Genomic DNA, 14,609 nt, shown 5'->3' with positions numbered 1-14,609 from the left:
GCGGGTTTAGAGTGCCGCCTCGCCGCGCTCGCCAGTACGCACACGAATGGCTTCTTCAACTGGGGTTACCCACAGCTTGCCGTCGCCGATCTTGCCCGTGTAAGCAGCATCCACGATGGCGTTGATGATGTCTTCGACGTGGTCATCCGCCGCAACAACTTCCAGCTTGACCTTAGGCACGAAGTCAGTGGCGTATTCTGCCCCTCGGTATACCTCGCTGTGCCCACGTTGCTGCCCGAAGCCCTGGCTTTCTGTAACAGTGAGGCCGCGTACTTCCTGCTGCTCCAAAGCCTGGCGGATTTCCGGCAGGGTGAAAGGCTTAACGATGGCCGTGATGAGTTTCAATGTTACTCCTTGCTAACTCTTCGGGGCGGGTCTAGCGGCACCGAATAACGTGCATCCATTCTAGCCCGAGCACAGCAATTGCTGTGCAATATTTTCAAATTGTGAATCTAGGGCGCTGGTGAATTCCGAAGTCCCGCTGTGCAACCAGAAAAGCGACGAGCTCCTCTCCTCCCCCGCAGCTACGCGCAGGAGCAGAAAAGGCTCGCCGCCAGAAGGAGCTGGAGAAGACTAGATGTCGTTTTCCTCTGCTTGCACGGTCTGAATTTTCTTATGGTTGTGTTTGGCGTGCTTGACGTCGGTGACGGTTACGCCATAGATGGAACGGCCCAGATAAAAGGAACCTACCGAGCCGATGATCCATACACCGAAGCAGGCAATCAGTGCCTGGATGAGCAGCCACAGCGAAAAGCCATCGCGGCCAAAATCTATGACCAACTTGGCCACGATAATCAGCGGTACTGCAAGTCCCACAGTGGGGCCCAGCAGGTTGGCACGGGTCAAGGCATCGGGCGCTCTCCACAGAGACACCACCGTAGCGACCACCAAGAGCGTAGCGATGATAAGCAGGACCGAAGCGATAATTTCAGAAATGGCCATGGTTTATCGCCTGCCCTTCGAAATGATGCGGGCCATCGATAGCGTCGGTAGCACACCAGCGGCAATGGCTCCGAGGAGTGCAATGTAATACGCCATCGGGGCATTATTGGTCATCGACCACGCCAAATACATGCAGATCATGCCGTAGAAAACGATATCCGAGGTAATGGCGCGGGTGAGCTCATCGCGCGTGCGAAGCGCCAACAGAACGCCGCACCACGTGGCGATGCCCATGATGAATACGCATACAAATACGACCCAGCCGAACGGGGACAATGTGGCAAAGTCAATCATCGCTCGGTCTCCTTTCTGCGTTGTACGTTGCGGGCGCGGCGCTTTGGCTTTTCGACGTCCGCTTCGCTTTCTGAAAGCGGAGTGTCCTCCGCCCGTGCCAAGTCAGGCGAGCGCATATAGCGTCCCACGGACTCGAGCGGGTACTCGTAGAACGCCTCATCCAATTCTGTAGTCTCCCCTTGACCCGGGACGCCGTAGTCGATGTCCTTAACCCGCGGGGCGAGGCGCTGTTCCATATCAGCCAGATCAGCGACGATTCCCGCTGGATCGGATCCTTGGACGGCCTGTACCAGCACGATGCGCGGCAGCCCCTTGCGGGGCGGTTCGCGCAAACCGAGCGAGAGCGTGCCCGGGGTTGCGGTAATGGAAGACGTAAACCAGAAGATCTCCCAGGCGCTAGTCACGCGCAGTGGGTAGCGAATGATAACCGGGTTGTATTCGGTATCGGGTTTGAAAGCCGCCAATGCCAAGCTAATGCCGGCGACGAAAATCTCCTTGATGAGCCACAATGCATACACAATTGCGTTCATTTAACGGCCCTCCTGGATGTCATCGATATTGGGAACGGCAATCGGCTCATCTCCCAAGACGGTTTCAGTATATGCGTTAGTGTCCAGCAGCTGCTCCGCTGCGGCATCCACAACATCGAGGACGATGCCGGAGAAGATGAACATGCACAGCGAACCAAGGATGAGAGCCGCGGATGGGGCCATGAGCTTTTTGCGGATGACCAATTCATCCGGGACCTTGTCCTCCGGCAGACCCTTGCCCCAGAAGACCTTGCGCCATACGCGCAGCATAGCCAAGAAGGCAGCGAAGGAAGCGATGATGATGGCCGCGATGGCAATCCAGGCCCAAGCACCGCCCACGCGGGCAATCTCGAAGACAATCATCAGCTTGCCCCACATGCCCGAGAACGGTGGGAAGCCCACGACGGAGAATGCACCGGCAGCGAAAATCCACGCGATGATGGGGTCGCGGCGAGCAAGGCCGGAAAGCTTGCTGAGCAAGCCTGTGCCGTAGGTCTCCTCAATGGCACCAGAGGCCAAAATCAGCGAACCAACGGTCACCATGTGGTGAATCGTGTACATGATGCCAGCTGCCAGGGCGCGACGTGGGTCATCAGAGGTAAACGCAAGCATGACCAAAATGAAAGGCATGCCGTTGAGCATCTGGTAGCCGAGGACGCGGCGGATGGAATTTTCCGCTAGGCCACCAAAGGCGCCGATCATCATGGAAATAATCATGATGACGATGATCAACACATTCCAGCGCTGTTCCAGATCGAATAGCTGCACGTAGAGCCGGTAGAGCATGTAGACGGCCACTTTGGTGTGTAAGCCGGAAAACAGGCCCATCACCGCGGCGGAGGTCCCTGGGTAGGTGCGTGGCAGCCACGACTGCACGGGGAACACGCCGGCCTTGGCGGTGATTGCAATGAGGATCAAGCCTGCTGCCACAGTCACCGGCCCATTGCCTGCCGCTGCACCTTTCAGCGCGCCCAGGTTGACCGCACCGGTAACCGAATACATATAACCTACGCCAACAACCAACAAGGTGGAGGCGAAAAGGTTAACCAAGACGAAGGCACGGCCGGCTGCCAAGCGCGACCACGTACCAGACATGGTGATAAGGCCATAGGACGGCAGAAGCATGACCTCAATAAAGACGAAGAAGTTAAAGAGGTCGGCGGTGAGCAATGCACCGCACACACCGGTGATCAAAATCAGGGTGAGCGAAGGATAGTAGCGAGACTTTGTCTCCCCGCCCACAATGGCAAACCAGTTGGCACCAAACGCGACGATCATCGTAGTAACGATCATCAACGCGGAGAAGGCATCCGCCGCAAACGGAATACCCACATTGCCTTGGTAAAGGCCAACAGTATGGGCTACTACCCCATTGTTCATGGTGTAGATGAGCAGGCCCAGGCCGGCGAAAATTCCAACACCCGGGATGATAAGCATGATGGAATCGCGTACCGCACGCCACGGTGCCAGCAGTGCGAAGGCCGCTGCAATCAGCGGGACCGCTGGAAATAGCGGAAGGAGTTGAGCTACAGCATCAGCCATTATTTGTCATCCTCCTTCTGTTGAGTTGCCCCGCGTTCTGCAACGGGAGTGTTGTGGTCCACCTGACCGATTCGGTCCAGCTGATTGGTGGACTCTTCCAAAATTTGGCGATTTTGGGCGTCTCGACCCAAGGTAGAAAAGGCATGGTCGATGGTGTTGTCATCAACTGGTTCCACCACATCGGTGTCGTCGTTCTTGCCCATGGCCGCCATCGTCAACAAGATGGTCGAGGTTGCCATGGAAATAACAACGGCGGTCAGCACGAAGGCCTGCGGCAGCGGGTCGGCCATCTGATCGTGCGGAACCTGGGATGGGAAGGACTCTCCGCGGTAGGAATACACACCCGTAGCCAGCAGCATCAGGTTGGCACCGTGACCAAAGGCCATCATGCCCAACACGATGCGTACCAGGCCGCGCTGCTGGATGAGATAGACAGCACTGCCGATGAGTAAAGCAATAGTCAGTGCAAGGATCATTACTTCTCCCCTCCCCGGTTAGCCGCGGAGCGCTTATTCTTCCTCTTCGTCTTTGCTTCCGAAGGCGTCAGCAAGGCCAACGGATCGGTCGAAGGGTTGATCGGGTCTGGGTACGGATCGTCGACATCCTCAAGCGAAATTCGTGGAGTCGTCGGCAGCGCGGAATCATCATCATGAACCCATGGCAAGAATTCACGCTCCGTTCCTGGGCGCAGGTAGCCGCCCAATGCGTTAATCGCCATAGTCAACATACCCAGCACCGCTAAGTAGATGCCCAAGTCGAAGATGAGAGAGGTGGTCCAGTGTTGGCCAAAGGCTTCGGCATGGATTGCAGCCAGGAAGCCACCATTGCCAATGCCGTGGTGCAAGTAGCCTACAAAGCCGGCGATCAAGGCGGTGATGATGCCGATACCGGTCAGGCGAATCGGAGTCATGCGGCCGAAAACAATTTCATCAGAGCCACGGGACAGATAGATAAGCCCGATTGCTGCACCCATGATCAGCGCCGCGGGGAAGCCGCCGCCGGAGGCATTGTGCCCGCGGAAGAAAACGATGACGGACATAATGACCAACAGCGGGATGACAACGTGAAGGCCCTTGCGCAATGGCACGGAGTTCAGTTGGGACTGACCAAATGGCGCTGGGCGTGTACCCGACTTGAACGGGAATCGCGGCAACGTCGTTGTGATGGCTGCAATAACCACCGCAGCCATACCCAGAACGGAAAGCTCGCCCAAGGTATCGAGTGCACGGAACTCCACGATGATGGTAGCGACAACATTGTCGCCGCCGGTGATATCCGGAGCATTGTCCAGGTACCACATGGCCAAATCGGAGCGCTCGTGACGGCCCATGAGGCCCCACACGCCCAGGAACGCAGCCACACCGGCCAAGACCGCAATGACAATGGAGCCGGTCTTGCGGGACTTGTTCTTCACCGGGTGGAAGGTTTCTGGCAGGTAGCGCAGCACCATCATCATGACGATGACGGACAGGGCTTCCACCATAAATTGCGTCAGCGCCACGTCAGGTGCGCCTAGCAGGAACATCTGCAGCGTCACGCCCGAGCCGGCAATGCCAATCATGATGGCACCGGTCAAGCGGTTCTGGGTGCGCACCAGCCCAAACATCGCTAGGGCGATGATGCCCAGTGGCAGAAGGTCCCATGGGTTATCCAGACCATCCACCCGTGGCTGCAGTGCTACCCCGTCGACGCCATCGCGGATAAGGGTGGTAGCAGCCAGCACGATGATCAAAATGACAATCGGCAGCATGTGACGGGATGGATTATGCGAGTCGGACATCTTGCCCAAGACACGCCCCAACTGGGAGCAGCCCTTCATCAAGGAATACAGCAAATCATTGCCGCTGCGCGGCATGAACTCGTGAGCTTCAAAGCTTGCCCACATCTTCTTGCGGACAAAGATACCGGCAATACCGAGGATGAGGACCACTAGCGAGATAAGGAAAGGAACATTGAGCCCGTGCCAGAGGGCAAGGTGCGAATGATGCTCCAGTCCCACGGCAGCCACTGCATCATCGAGCGGGGCATCAAAGAGCCCGAGCACAAACACCAGCGGCAGGGACATAAAGCCCGGCAAAGCGGCCGGCAGCCACAGGGAAACCGGAGCCTCATGGACATCTCCCATGTCGCGAGGTCCGTCAAAGAAGGCGCCGAAGACAATCTTTGCGGAGTAAGTAAAGGTAAAGAAAGCACCGATACCGGCAACGATGAGAAGGATTACCTGGCCGGCGCCGCCAATCGGAGCGTCTTCAAACGCGGTGAGCATTCCTTCCTTGGACACAAAGCCCAAAAGCGGTGGCACCGCAGCCATCGAGGCTGCACCGATTACTACGGAACCAAAAGTCCACGGCATCTTATTCCACAGTGGTCCAAGGCGACGAATATCGCGCGACCCGGCCTCATGGTCGATGACGCCAATGAGCATAAACAGCGAGGACTTAAACAGCGCGTGGGCCAGAGTATGGACCAACGCTGCGGCGATAGCGAACGGGGTGCCCACACCGATGGTGGCAACGATCCAACCCAGATGGGAGACGGTGGAATAGGCCGTAAGCTTCTTCAAATCCGTCTTCTGCACTGCAAATACCGCGGACATCACCGCAGTGCCCATGCCTACGACGATGAGCAACCAATTCCACACCGCCACATCGTGGAAGATGGTGGAAAAACGAATAAGCAGGTACACACCGGCCTTGACCACTGCTGCTGCGTGAAGGAAGGCCGATACCGGGGTGGCGGCGGCCATAGCCTCTGGCAACCAGAAATGGAATGGGAACTGTGCCGCCTTAGTAAAGGCGGACGCCGCAATCAACACTGCTACGGCTGCCGTTATCCCTGGGCGTTCCGTCCATACAGGGGACGCCAAGATATCAGAAACGGTAGTCGATCCGGTCACCGTCGCAGCAATACCCAAGCCGGTCAGCAGGGTCAATCCGCCAATAAAGGTCAGGATCAGTGTGCGCTGCGAACCAGCCTCGCCGCCTGAACCGGAGCGAGCAATCAACATAAACGAAGCCAAGGAGACTAGCTCCCAGGCAAGGAACAAAACCACCACATCGTTGGCCAGAACCAGCAACAAGATGGACAGCGTGAACGCTGTCATCAAGGTATAAAAGCTGGTGTTGCCCTCATTCTTGGGCAGATAGGCCGCCGAATACGTGAAAACGACGGCGCCAATGACCAGCGCCAACATAGCGAAGAAAATGCTCAACGCGTCCCCGCGGAGAGCAAAACTTACGTCGACGCCTGGTGCGATGAAATCACGCACCCAAGTGGCGTGGAAACTTAATTCCTCCCCGGCTGCAATGGCAGGAAATTCCTTGGCGATAAGGACCGCTGCAATAAGAAAAAGGCCAGCTAGTGGATAGCCTGCCTTTCGGTCAATAACCTTTACGGTTACCGGTGCCAAGATCACTGCCAGCGCCGCGAGGAGGACTGCATAAAGTAGCGTCACGAAATACTTGCCTCACGAACCTTGATCTAGGTTTAATGCGAATTTCGCATTAAATACAGCCCTTTCAGGCTACCATCCCCGCCAAGGTCAAACCACATTGCAGCGCTCCCCTACACTTCATAAAAGGCGAGCACAACCGCCACAATTACGCTCGCAGGCAGAGAATTCACAGGCGTTCAGCAGGACTTATTCCCGCGCCAATTGCATAGGCTTTTGCATAGTCTGTGAAAAGACGGGGAGATGAAAGCGAAAAGAACTCCCGAGACTGCTGCACGCTGCACCGAGACTATGAAAACGACAAGCTCCCCCCAGCACACCGTGGTGCACGTACGTGGCACCCGGTATGCAGGGGGGAGTTGCAAGGTTAGCTGCTACTTCTCACCCAACAGGGCGTCGACGAAGCCTTCAACCTCGAATGGCGCGAGATCATCGGCGCCTTCGCCCAAGCCCACAAGCTTGACTGGAACACCCAATTCTTCTTGTACCTGGAAGACGATTCCGCCCTTGGCGGTGCCGTCCAGCTTGGTGAGAACCACACCGGTGATATCTACTACCTCGCGGAAGATTCGTGCCTGCGTAAGGCCGTTCTGCCCCACCGTGGCATCCAATACCAGCAGGACCTCGTCCACATCGGTCTTCTTTTCTACCACGCGCTTGACCTTGCCCAGCTGGTCCATCAAGTCCGTGGAGGTGTGGAGGCGGCCTGCGGTGTCGACCAAGACCACATCTACTTGCTGTTCCACGCCGGTTGCTACCGCATCGAAGGCTACCGATGCTGGGTCAGCGCCTTCCTTGCCGCGCACGGTATCGGCGCCAACGCGGCGGCCCCACGTCTCAAGCTGATCTGCGGCCGCAGCTCGGAAAGTATCGGCCGCACCCAAAAGGACCTTATGGCCCATGGCTACCAGCACGCGAGCAAGCTTGCCGGTGGTTGTGGTCTTGCCGGTGCCATTGACACCGACGACCATTACGATTGCTGGCTTGCCCTCATTCGGCATGGCCTTAATGGAGCGATCCATCTCTGGGTGGCCTGCTTCAATCAGGCATTCGCGCAGCATGGCACGGGCTTCATCCTCGCTGGAGACGCCGCGCTCTGCAATCTTCTCGCGCAGGGAATCAGTCACCTTCATCGTGGACTTGGTGCCCAAATCCGCCATGATGAGCGTATCTTCGACTTCCTCCCAGGCCTCTTCATCCAGATCGCCTGCGGACAAAATTCCCATGAGCCCCTGGCCGATGGCATTTTGCGAGCGCGAAAGGCGCCCACGCAAACGGCCAAGACGTCCACCGGCGGGTGCAATATCATCCTGCGGAGCTGGCGCTGGAGCAGGTTCTCCCTCTGGAGCCTCGGTCTGTTCCTTGGCAGCTTCAGCTGCACCGGTTTGCGCCTCGGCAGCGGCTGCGGCTTCTTCGGCTTCCTCGCGGTCGTCCACCCGCTCCTCGATGTCTTCGGCATCATTGTCTTCAACAACCTCGTCGAAGACTGGGGACTCCTCTTCTACCTCAGCATTCTCCACGGAGACGACGTCTTCTGGATTTTCTGCCTTTTCAGCAGCTGCCGGCTCTTCTGTCTTGGGCGCAGCTTCTGGCTGCTCAGCTGCTTCTGGGGCACGGTCCACGTGCGATTCTTCGCTTTCCGACGCCGCAGCTGCCGCACCCGCTACGCCTGCCGCGCCGGCAGTCGCCGCCGCGGCCGCAGCGCCAGTTCCCTTGGACTGTGGTTTGTCTTCCTTATCAGCGAAAGATTCTGCCGCTTGCTTCTTCTCCTCCGCTGGCGCTTGGGCCTGGGCCTGCTTAGAAGGTTCTGCCGGTTTGTCGGTCTTCGCCGGCTTCTCCTGCTGAGGTGCCGGCTTGGTTTCTGATTCCTCTGCCACAGGCTTGTCGGCCACGGGCTTGTTTGCCGCGGCATCGGCCGTGGGCCGAGCAGACTGTGGCTTATCAGCCTGCGGCTGCGGCTTGGCCTGTGCCTGCGGCTTTTCCTTCGACTGTGAGGTCTTGCCGCTGAGCTGCTCGTTCGCGATGTCGGTAGCATTCGGCTCTGCCTTAGCGGCCTGCTGCGGCTGAGCTGGCTTGTCCGCCTGAACCGGGGCTTTCTGCGCTTCCTTAGAGCCGCCAGCAGGAGCGAAGTTAAAGCCGGACTTGGCTTGATAGTTGCCGGACTTTTGCTCCTGAGTCAGCTGCTTCGGTTCTTCCTCAGCGGGCTTATCAAAGGACACCTTCTTGGCGTCGCCGCGCTTTTTGCCGATTACCACGAGAAGAATAATCAGCACGATGACGACGATCGCAATGCCGATCCATAACCATAAAGAATTCATGCCTCTATAGTGCCAGTCTTCTCAACTTGCGGCACGCCAAACCCCCTCCTATAGCGGAAGGGGTCCTGCGGGAAGTCGGCGGACCCAGGCTACTTCCCCGCCTCGTCACCGCGAGGAGCATCTACGCCCAAACGAGTGGCATCCTCGCTGGCTTGCTCCGTTCCAGGAGCGCTGCCTGCGGGATTCATGCGCTGCGAAATCACGCGAGTAACACCATCGCCGCGCATGGTTACGCCATAGAGGACGTTGGCGACATCCATCGTCGGCTTTTGGTGCGTAATGACGATTAGCTGCGAGTCTTTACGCAGCTCCTCAAAGAGGGCAATGAGGCGGCGCAGGTTGACGTCATCAAGCGCTGCCTCAACCTCGTCCATAACATAGAACGGGCTGGGGCGGGCGCGGAAGATAGCTACCAGCATCGCAAGCGCAGTAAGCGACTTCTCGCCACCAGATAGCAAGGAGAGTCGCTTGACCTTCTTGCCCGGTGGTCGCGCTTCCACCTCGATGCCGGTGGTGAGCATGTCGTCCGGCTCAGTGAGGATGAGGCGCCCCTCGCCTCCGGGGAATAGGGTCTGGAAAACCTTGGGAAATTCTGCTTCGACGTCGTGCCACGCATCGGTAAACAGCTGCAAGATCTGCGCGTCCACATCCTCGATAACGCCCGCAAGATCCTTGCGGGCTTGAATGACATCCTCCAACTGGGTGGAAAGGAAGGAATAGCGTTCCTCCAAAGCCTTGTATTCCTCCAGTGCGAGCGGATTGACCTTGCCTAGTGAATTGAGGTCCTTTTCTGCTTGCTTCAAGCGCGCGCTTTCCGCCCCGCGGTCGAAATCTTCGCCTGGAGTGTAGTCCTGCAAGAGATCCGAAATCGCAATGCCCAGCTGTTCCACAATCTTGGCTTCTGCTTCGTCCACACGCACCTGCGCCTGGGAGCGAGCAATTTCCGAGTCATGGGCGCGATTGGTCAGCCGGTCCAGCTGCTGCCGCGCGGCCGAGACGTGTTGCTTGACCTGCTGCAGCTGCGAGTTGAGGGAGGTGCGCTGCGCAAAGTAGTCATCGCGCTCAGAGGTAGCGCGCTCAAGCAGCTGCGTGGCGCGCGCGGCCAGATCGCGTGAATGCTTGGCTACCGCACCGGCCAACTCTCCCTGGGCCTTGCGGCGCGCCATGGCTTGCTCATGGCGGGCTTTGGCTTGGCGTTCATGCTGCGCTTGGCGACGCAACGCCTCCCCCTTCCCTGCTACCTGACCCACGTGGTCTTGGGCCGAGCGGGCTGCCACCTGCGCCTCCATTTCCATGGACTTGACCTGCTCTAATGCTGCGGAGGCCTCGTCGCGCTCTACCGAAGAGGGCTCGTCGGGCTGCTCGTCCGCATCGACGCGGGCGAGCCTATCGCGGGCGTCGGCAAGCTGCGTGCGGGCCTCGGTGAGCTTTACCTCGATCTCGGTAGCCCGCGCCGCGGCCTTCTCGTGCTCATTCTTATTGGCCTCGTACTGCTTGAGCAGGCGCTGGTGATCGCGTTTCCACGCATCAACTTCAGTATCATGCTCGCGCAAGGCAGCCTTCGCCGAGGCTGCAGTCACCCGGGCATCCTCCGCAGCGATCTTCGCGCCCTCAAGCGTGCCGGAGAGTTCTTCCAGCTCCTGCGTGGCAGATTCCAGCTGCTCCTCTGCCTCCGCGATGCGGGCGGAAACCTCGACGGTGGATGAGGCACCGGTGCCTACTTCTACCCAACCTTCACCCAGCACCACGCCGGATTCGGTGACGGCACGCAGGCGGGGGTCCTCGGCCACCAACTTTTTCGCCTCCGCGACATCGGAGACGAGCACTACATCCGCAAGGAGGCGGTGCAGCGCTGCGGAAACTTCCGGGGCCACCACAATGTGGTCGAGCAACCACGAGGTTCCTGCGGGCAAAGTCGCATCCACGCGCCAGGAAGTGGCGGGGGCGGCCGCGGAGACGTCGATAAGCGCGGAGCGCGTGCCCTTTTCTAAGTCCGCAATCAGCTGGGCAGAAATCTCGCCGGCCTGGGCCTCTGCAAAAGCACCCAACGCGGCAGCTACCGCGGTCTCGTACTTGGTGGTAATGAAATCGGCCAACGGTTGGAAATGCTCGCCTACCTCAACCTTTTCCGGCGCAGTCTGGGCCAAGGTATCGATGCGGGAACGCAAGGTATAGACAGCGCGCTCACGCTCGCGCTGCTCATCGCGGAGCTGCTCCAAACGCTTATCGGCCGCACCCGATTCACTGGCCGCCCGCACATGGGCTTCCTCCAGCGGCTCACGCTCGCCGGCCAAAGACTGCAACTTATCCGCTACCTCATCGGCCTCCACCTGGGCAGCTTGGGTGCGCTGCTTGGTAGAAGTCAGGGTTTCCTCTTGGCGCGCCAACTCCTCTTCTGCCGAAGTAACCTGGCCTGCCGCCTTTTCCTCTGCAGCGATGAGGCGGACGACACCCTCGCGCCTATCCGCAATGGCACGCAGCTGGGCCATGTGCTCGCGCTCAGCGGCCTCGAATGCTTCGCGGCGCTCTGCTACCTCTTCACGAATCGCTTCCAAGCGCTCCGCAGCTTCCTCCGCCGCGGCGAGAAGCTCTGCATGTTCTTCGTCCGCGCGGGCAGCCCGTGCCTCTAGGTCATCCGGGTCCTGGCCAGAATAGGCCACCTGTGCACCGGCATTGGACGCTCGTTCCTCCGCGATGCGCTGGGTTGCGGAAATGCGCTCAGAAAGCGTGGACAGGTCGAACCACAGCTTTTGAGCCGACTCCGCCTTGGGGTTTACCTCTTCCAGCTGGGCTTCCACTTCTAACTGAGAACCCGTCGCTTCTTCCAGCTGCGCGGTAACTTCTTCTACTTGCTCGGCCAAAACCTCCGCCGCGCGCTCGGCCTCCTGAAACTTGCTGCGCAGGCGCACCACCCTATCTCCTGCCAGCCGCAGGCGGGCGTCGCGCAAATCAGCCTGCACAGTAGCGGCGCGCTGCGCGGCCTCCGCTTGGCGGGCCAAAGGCTTGAGCTGCTTACCCAACTCATCAGTAAGGTCCTGCAGGCGATCCAAATTGGCCTGCATGCCGGTGAGCTTGCGCTGCGCTTTTTCCTTGCGGCGGCGGTGCTTGAGCACACCCGCGGCCTCTTCGATATACGAGCGCCGATCCTCGGGCCGCGATTCTAGGATCTCAGAAAGCTTGCCCTGGCCGACGATAATGTGCATCTCGCGGCCAATACCGGAATCAGAAAGCAGCTCCTGAATATCCATCAGGCGCGCTTTGGAGCCATTGATTTCGTATTCGCTGGCGCCATCGCGGAACATGCGGCGGGTGACCGATACTTCCGAGTATTCGATCGGCAGCGCGCCGTCCGCATTATCGATGGTGAGGGTGACCTCGGCGCGCCCCAAAGCCTTGCGGTCGCCGGCGCCGGCGAAGATGACGTCCTGCATCTTTCCGCCGCGCAGCGTCTTGGCGCTTCCCTCACCCATTACCCAGGCCAGGGCGTCCACCACATTGGACTTGCCGGAGCCATTCGGTCCGACGACGGCGCAAATTCCGGGCTCGAATTTCAGAGACGTCGCCGACGCGAATGATTTGAAGCCTTTCAGCGTCAGCGATTTCAGGTGCATTTGGGTAAGTTTAGCAAGCCTCGAACGCAGCTGCCCAGCCGAGCCTCGGGGTTCGCTCGAGTGGGCTTGTGCTGCGAGTTAACGTTCGATGAAACCAGATTCGCCCTTAGGGGCAGCCCACTGTTCGACAACCAGATCCACCGTTCCCGGGCGGCGGGTCGTGCTCGGCTGCTCATTGAGGAGTCCCAGCAATTCTTCGCACTTCTCCCGCGGGCCTTCTGCTACCACCTGCACCCGGCCATCGCTCAGATTGGTGGCATGCCCGCTCAAACCGAGCTCCAAGGCACGGGAGCGCGTCCACCAACGAAAGCCCACGCCTTGGACGTTCCCGTGGACAAAAGCGGTCATTCTTTCCAGTGCCATGCTGCCTTTCTAATTTCTAATAGCGGTCGTGGTGTCCCTTATCGCGCAACACGCGGCGATCCTCTTCGCTGCGGCGAGTGACAGGATCCGATCCGTCCCAGCACTCTACGCCCTTCAGCTCCGGCATCATATCGCGGTGGAATACTGGGTCAATGCCGTGGCTGCGCTGCTCGTTGTAATTCTTGAGCAACTTAATCGCCACACCGGATAGTGGCACGATGGCGATGATATTGAGGATCACCATGGTTGCCGCACCGGTATCGGCCAAAGCAAAGACCAGCGGCAGAGAGCCCACTGCGCCGAACCAGACAAAGAAAAGCACGACGAGGCGGAAAATTACCAGCGCAGGCTTGCTCTGGGTGAGGTACTCCAGGTTAGATTCCGCCAAGTAATAATTGCCCAGGATAGAGGAGAAAGCCAGGAAGAAGAGGATGAAGCTGACGAAGTGGATTCCCCACTCGCCCACCTCAGAAGACAAAGCCGCCTGGGTCAAGGAGACGCCTTCTGCTTCGGCACCGTAGGCAATCTCCGGCCCCAGCAAGATGATGAAGGCGGTGATGGTACACACCACCAAGGTGTCGAAGTACACGCCAAGGGTTTGCACCAGGCCCTGCTTGACCGGGTGCGAGACTGCCGCGGTAGCCGCTGCATTCGGAGCAGAGCCCTCACCAGCTTCGTTGGAGAACAGTCCGCGCTGAATACCCTTCATCATGGCCGCACCGAGACCGGCGCCTGCGATTTCCTTAATGCCCAGTGCGTGGCCGACAATATCGCCAATCATTCCCGGCACCTTGTCAAAGTTGGTGATGACTACAAAGCCGCCGATAAGCAGGTAGGCCACCGCCATAAAAGGCACGATGATCTGGGTGATATTGGCGATGCGGTTCACGCCCCCAAAGATGATGAGGCCCGCAACCACGGCGATAACAACACCGATAATGGAGCGGAACATGGTGTCATCGCGGTCAAAGGAAAAGGACACCGCATCCGCAATGGCGTTGGTCTGAAAGGCGTTGTAGACCAAACCAAAGGTAAAGGCGATAGCGATGGAGAAAAGAGCGCCAAGCGGGCCCCAGCCCAAGCCGCGCTTCATGTAGTACGCCGGGCCACCGCGGTACCCGTCGCCATCGCGCACCTTCCACAGCTGCGCCAAGGTGGATTCGATGAATGCAGTTGCACCACCAAGGATAGCGATGAGCCACATCCAAAAGACAGCACCTGGGCCGCCCACGGAAATGGCCACGGCCACGCCGGCCACGTTACCGGTGCCAACGCGGGAAGCGGCCGAGATAGTGAAGGCCTTGAAAGCAGAGATGCCGCCATAGTCCTCGTCCTCATCGCGGCCCTCCCCCTTGGGTCGCTCGACGACGGCGCGGAACATATCCGGCACCATGCGCACCTGCACCAACGCGGTACGGATGCCGAAGAATAGGCCCGCAGCGATGAGCAGCCAGGGCAGAATCCACGACCAGACGCCGTCATTAAATGTCGTTACGACATTTTCAAGAAAATCCATGCAGAATAATTTACTGCCTTGAGGTTCACAACGTGAACCCCA

At 58.8% G+C, this 14,609-nt stretch carries 11 protein-coding genes; all 11 read right to left on the bottom strand.

Annotated features, from left to right (window positions below):
• Positions 1-6: 6 nt before the first annotated feature.
• Entirely contained in the window at positions 7-345 is a 339-nt protein-coding gene (locus QP941_RS00885) for a P-II family nitrogen regulator (protein ID WP_284867673.1), read from the bottom strand.
• Positions 346-573: 228 nt separating this feature from the next.
• Positions 574-942 carry a Na+/H+ antiporter subunit G gene (locus QP941_RS00880; protein ID WP_284867672.1) on the bottom strand — a complete coding sequence of 123 codons (369 nt, stop codon included), beginning with the start codon at positions 940-942 and terminating at the stop codon, positions 574-576.
• A gap of 3 nt (positions 943-945) precedes the next feature.
• On the bottom strand, positions 946-1,236 hold the full coding sequence (locus QP941_RS00875; RefSeq protein WP_005328765.1) for a cation:proton antiporter: 291 nt from the start codon (positions 1,234-1,236) through the stop codon (positions 946-948).
• Entirely contained in the window at positions 1,233-1,766 is a 534-nt protein-coding gene (locus tag QP941_RS00870) for a monovalent cation/H+ antiporter subunit E (protein WP_239277418.1), read from the bottom strand. The genes QP941_RS00875 and QP941_RS00870 overlap by 4 nt, the downstream gene beginning before the upstream one ends.
• Positions 1,767-3,308 carry a monovalent cation/H+ antiporter subunit D family protein gene (locus QP941_RS00865; RefSeq protein WP_284867671.1) on the bottom strand — a complete coding sequence of 514 codons (1,542 nt, stop codon included), beginning with the start codon at positions 3,306-3,308 and terminating at the stop codon, positions 1,767-1,769.
• Entirely contained in the window at positions 3,308-3,784 is a 477-nt protein-coding gene (locus tag QP941_RS00860; protein WP_005325274.1) for a sodium:proton antiporter, read from the bottom strand. Before QP941_RS00860 ends, QP941_RS00865 begins: the two co-directional genes overlap by 1 nt.
• The gene (locus QP941_RS00855; RefSeq protein WP_284867670.1) at positions 3,784-6,762 is read right to left on the bottom strand and encodes a DUF4040 family protein; all 2,979 of its coding nucleotides are present in this window, start codon (positions 6,760-6,762) and stop codon (positions 3,784-3,786) included. The genes QP941_RS00860 and QP941_RS00855 overlap by 1 nt, the downstream gene beginning before the upstream one ends.
• 371 nt (positions 6,763-7,133) lie before the next feature.
• Complete coding sequence (gene ftsY, locus QP941_RS00850) at positions 7,134-9,077, bottom strand: signal recognition particle-docking protein FtsY (protein ID WP_284867669.1); 1,944 nt, start codon at positions 9,075-9,077, stop codon at positions 7,134-7,136.
• A gap of 89 nt (positions 9,078-9,166) precedes the next feature.
• Positions 9,167-12,688 (bottom strand): chromosome segregation protein SMC, encoded by a 3,522-nt coding sequence (smc, locus tag QP941_RS00845; RefSeq protein ID WP_284867668.1) that lies wholly within the window; start codon positions 12,686-12,688, stop codon positions 9,167-9,169.
• Positions 12,689-12,766: 78 nt separating this feature from the next.
• Complete coding sequence (locus QP941_RS00840; RefSeq protein WP_284597138.1) at positions 12,767-13,051, bottom strand: acylphosphatase; 285 nt, start codon at positions 13,049-13,051, stop codon at positions 12,767-12,769.
• 16 nt (positions 13,052-13,067) lie between these two features.
• Positions 13,068-14,567, bottom strand: coding sequence for an alanine/glycine:cation symporter family protein (locus QP941_RS00835; protein WP_239234713.1), 1,500 nt, complete (start codon positions 14,565-14,567; stop codon positions 13,068-13,070).
• Positions 14,568-14,609 lie beyond the last annotated feature (42 nt).

The organism is Corynebacterium sp. MSK150 (assembly GCF_030229215.1).
In the GTDB taxonomy this organism is placed as follows: domain Bacteria; phylum Actinomycetota; class Actinomycetes; order Mycobacteriales; family Mycobacteriaceae; genus Corynebacterium.
The sequence above is the reverse complement of the archived record's forward strand: the minus strand, read 5'-3'. Positions and strand labels throughout refer to the sequence as shown.

Bases quoted from the DNA above. Each gene is read 5' to 3' on its own strand.
- QP941_RS00865 (WP_284867671.1), bottom strand. From the start codon at position 3,308: ATGGCTGATGCTGTAGCTCAACTCCTTCCGCTATTTCCAGCGGTCCCG.
- QP941_RS00870 (WP_239277418.1), bottom strand. From the start codon at position 1,766: ATGAACGCAATTGTGTATGCATTGTGGCTCATCAAGGAGATTTTCGTC.
- QP941_RS00880 (WP_284867672.1), bottom strand. From the start codon at position 942: ATGGCCATTTCTGAAATTATCGCTTCGGTCCTGCTTATCATCGCTACG.
- smc (WP_284867668.1), bottom strand. From the start codon at position 12,688: ATGCACCTGAAATCGCTGACGCTGAAAGGCTTCAAATCATTCGCGTCG.
- QP941_RS00875 (WP_005328765.1), bottom strand. From the start codon at position 1,236: ATGATTGACTTTGCCACATTGTCCCCGTTCGGCTGGGTCGTATTTGTA.
- QP941_RS00840 (WP_284597138.1), bottom strand. From the start codon at position 13,051: ATGGCACTGGAAAGAATGACCGCTTTTGTCCACGGGAACGTCCAAGGC.
- QP941_RS00860 (WP_005325274.1), bottom strand. From the start codon at position 3,784: ATGATCCTTGCACTGACTATTGCTTTACTCATCGGCAGTGCTGTCTAT.
- QP941_RS00835 (WP_239234713.1), bottom strand. From the start codon at position 14,567: ATGGATTTTCTTGAAAATGTCGTAACGACATTTAATGACGGCGTCTGG.
- ftsY (WP_284867669.1), bottom strand. From the start codon at position 9,077: ATGAATTCTTTATGGTTATGGATCGGCATTGCGATCGTCGTCATCGTG.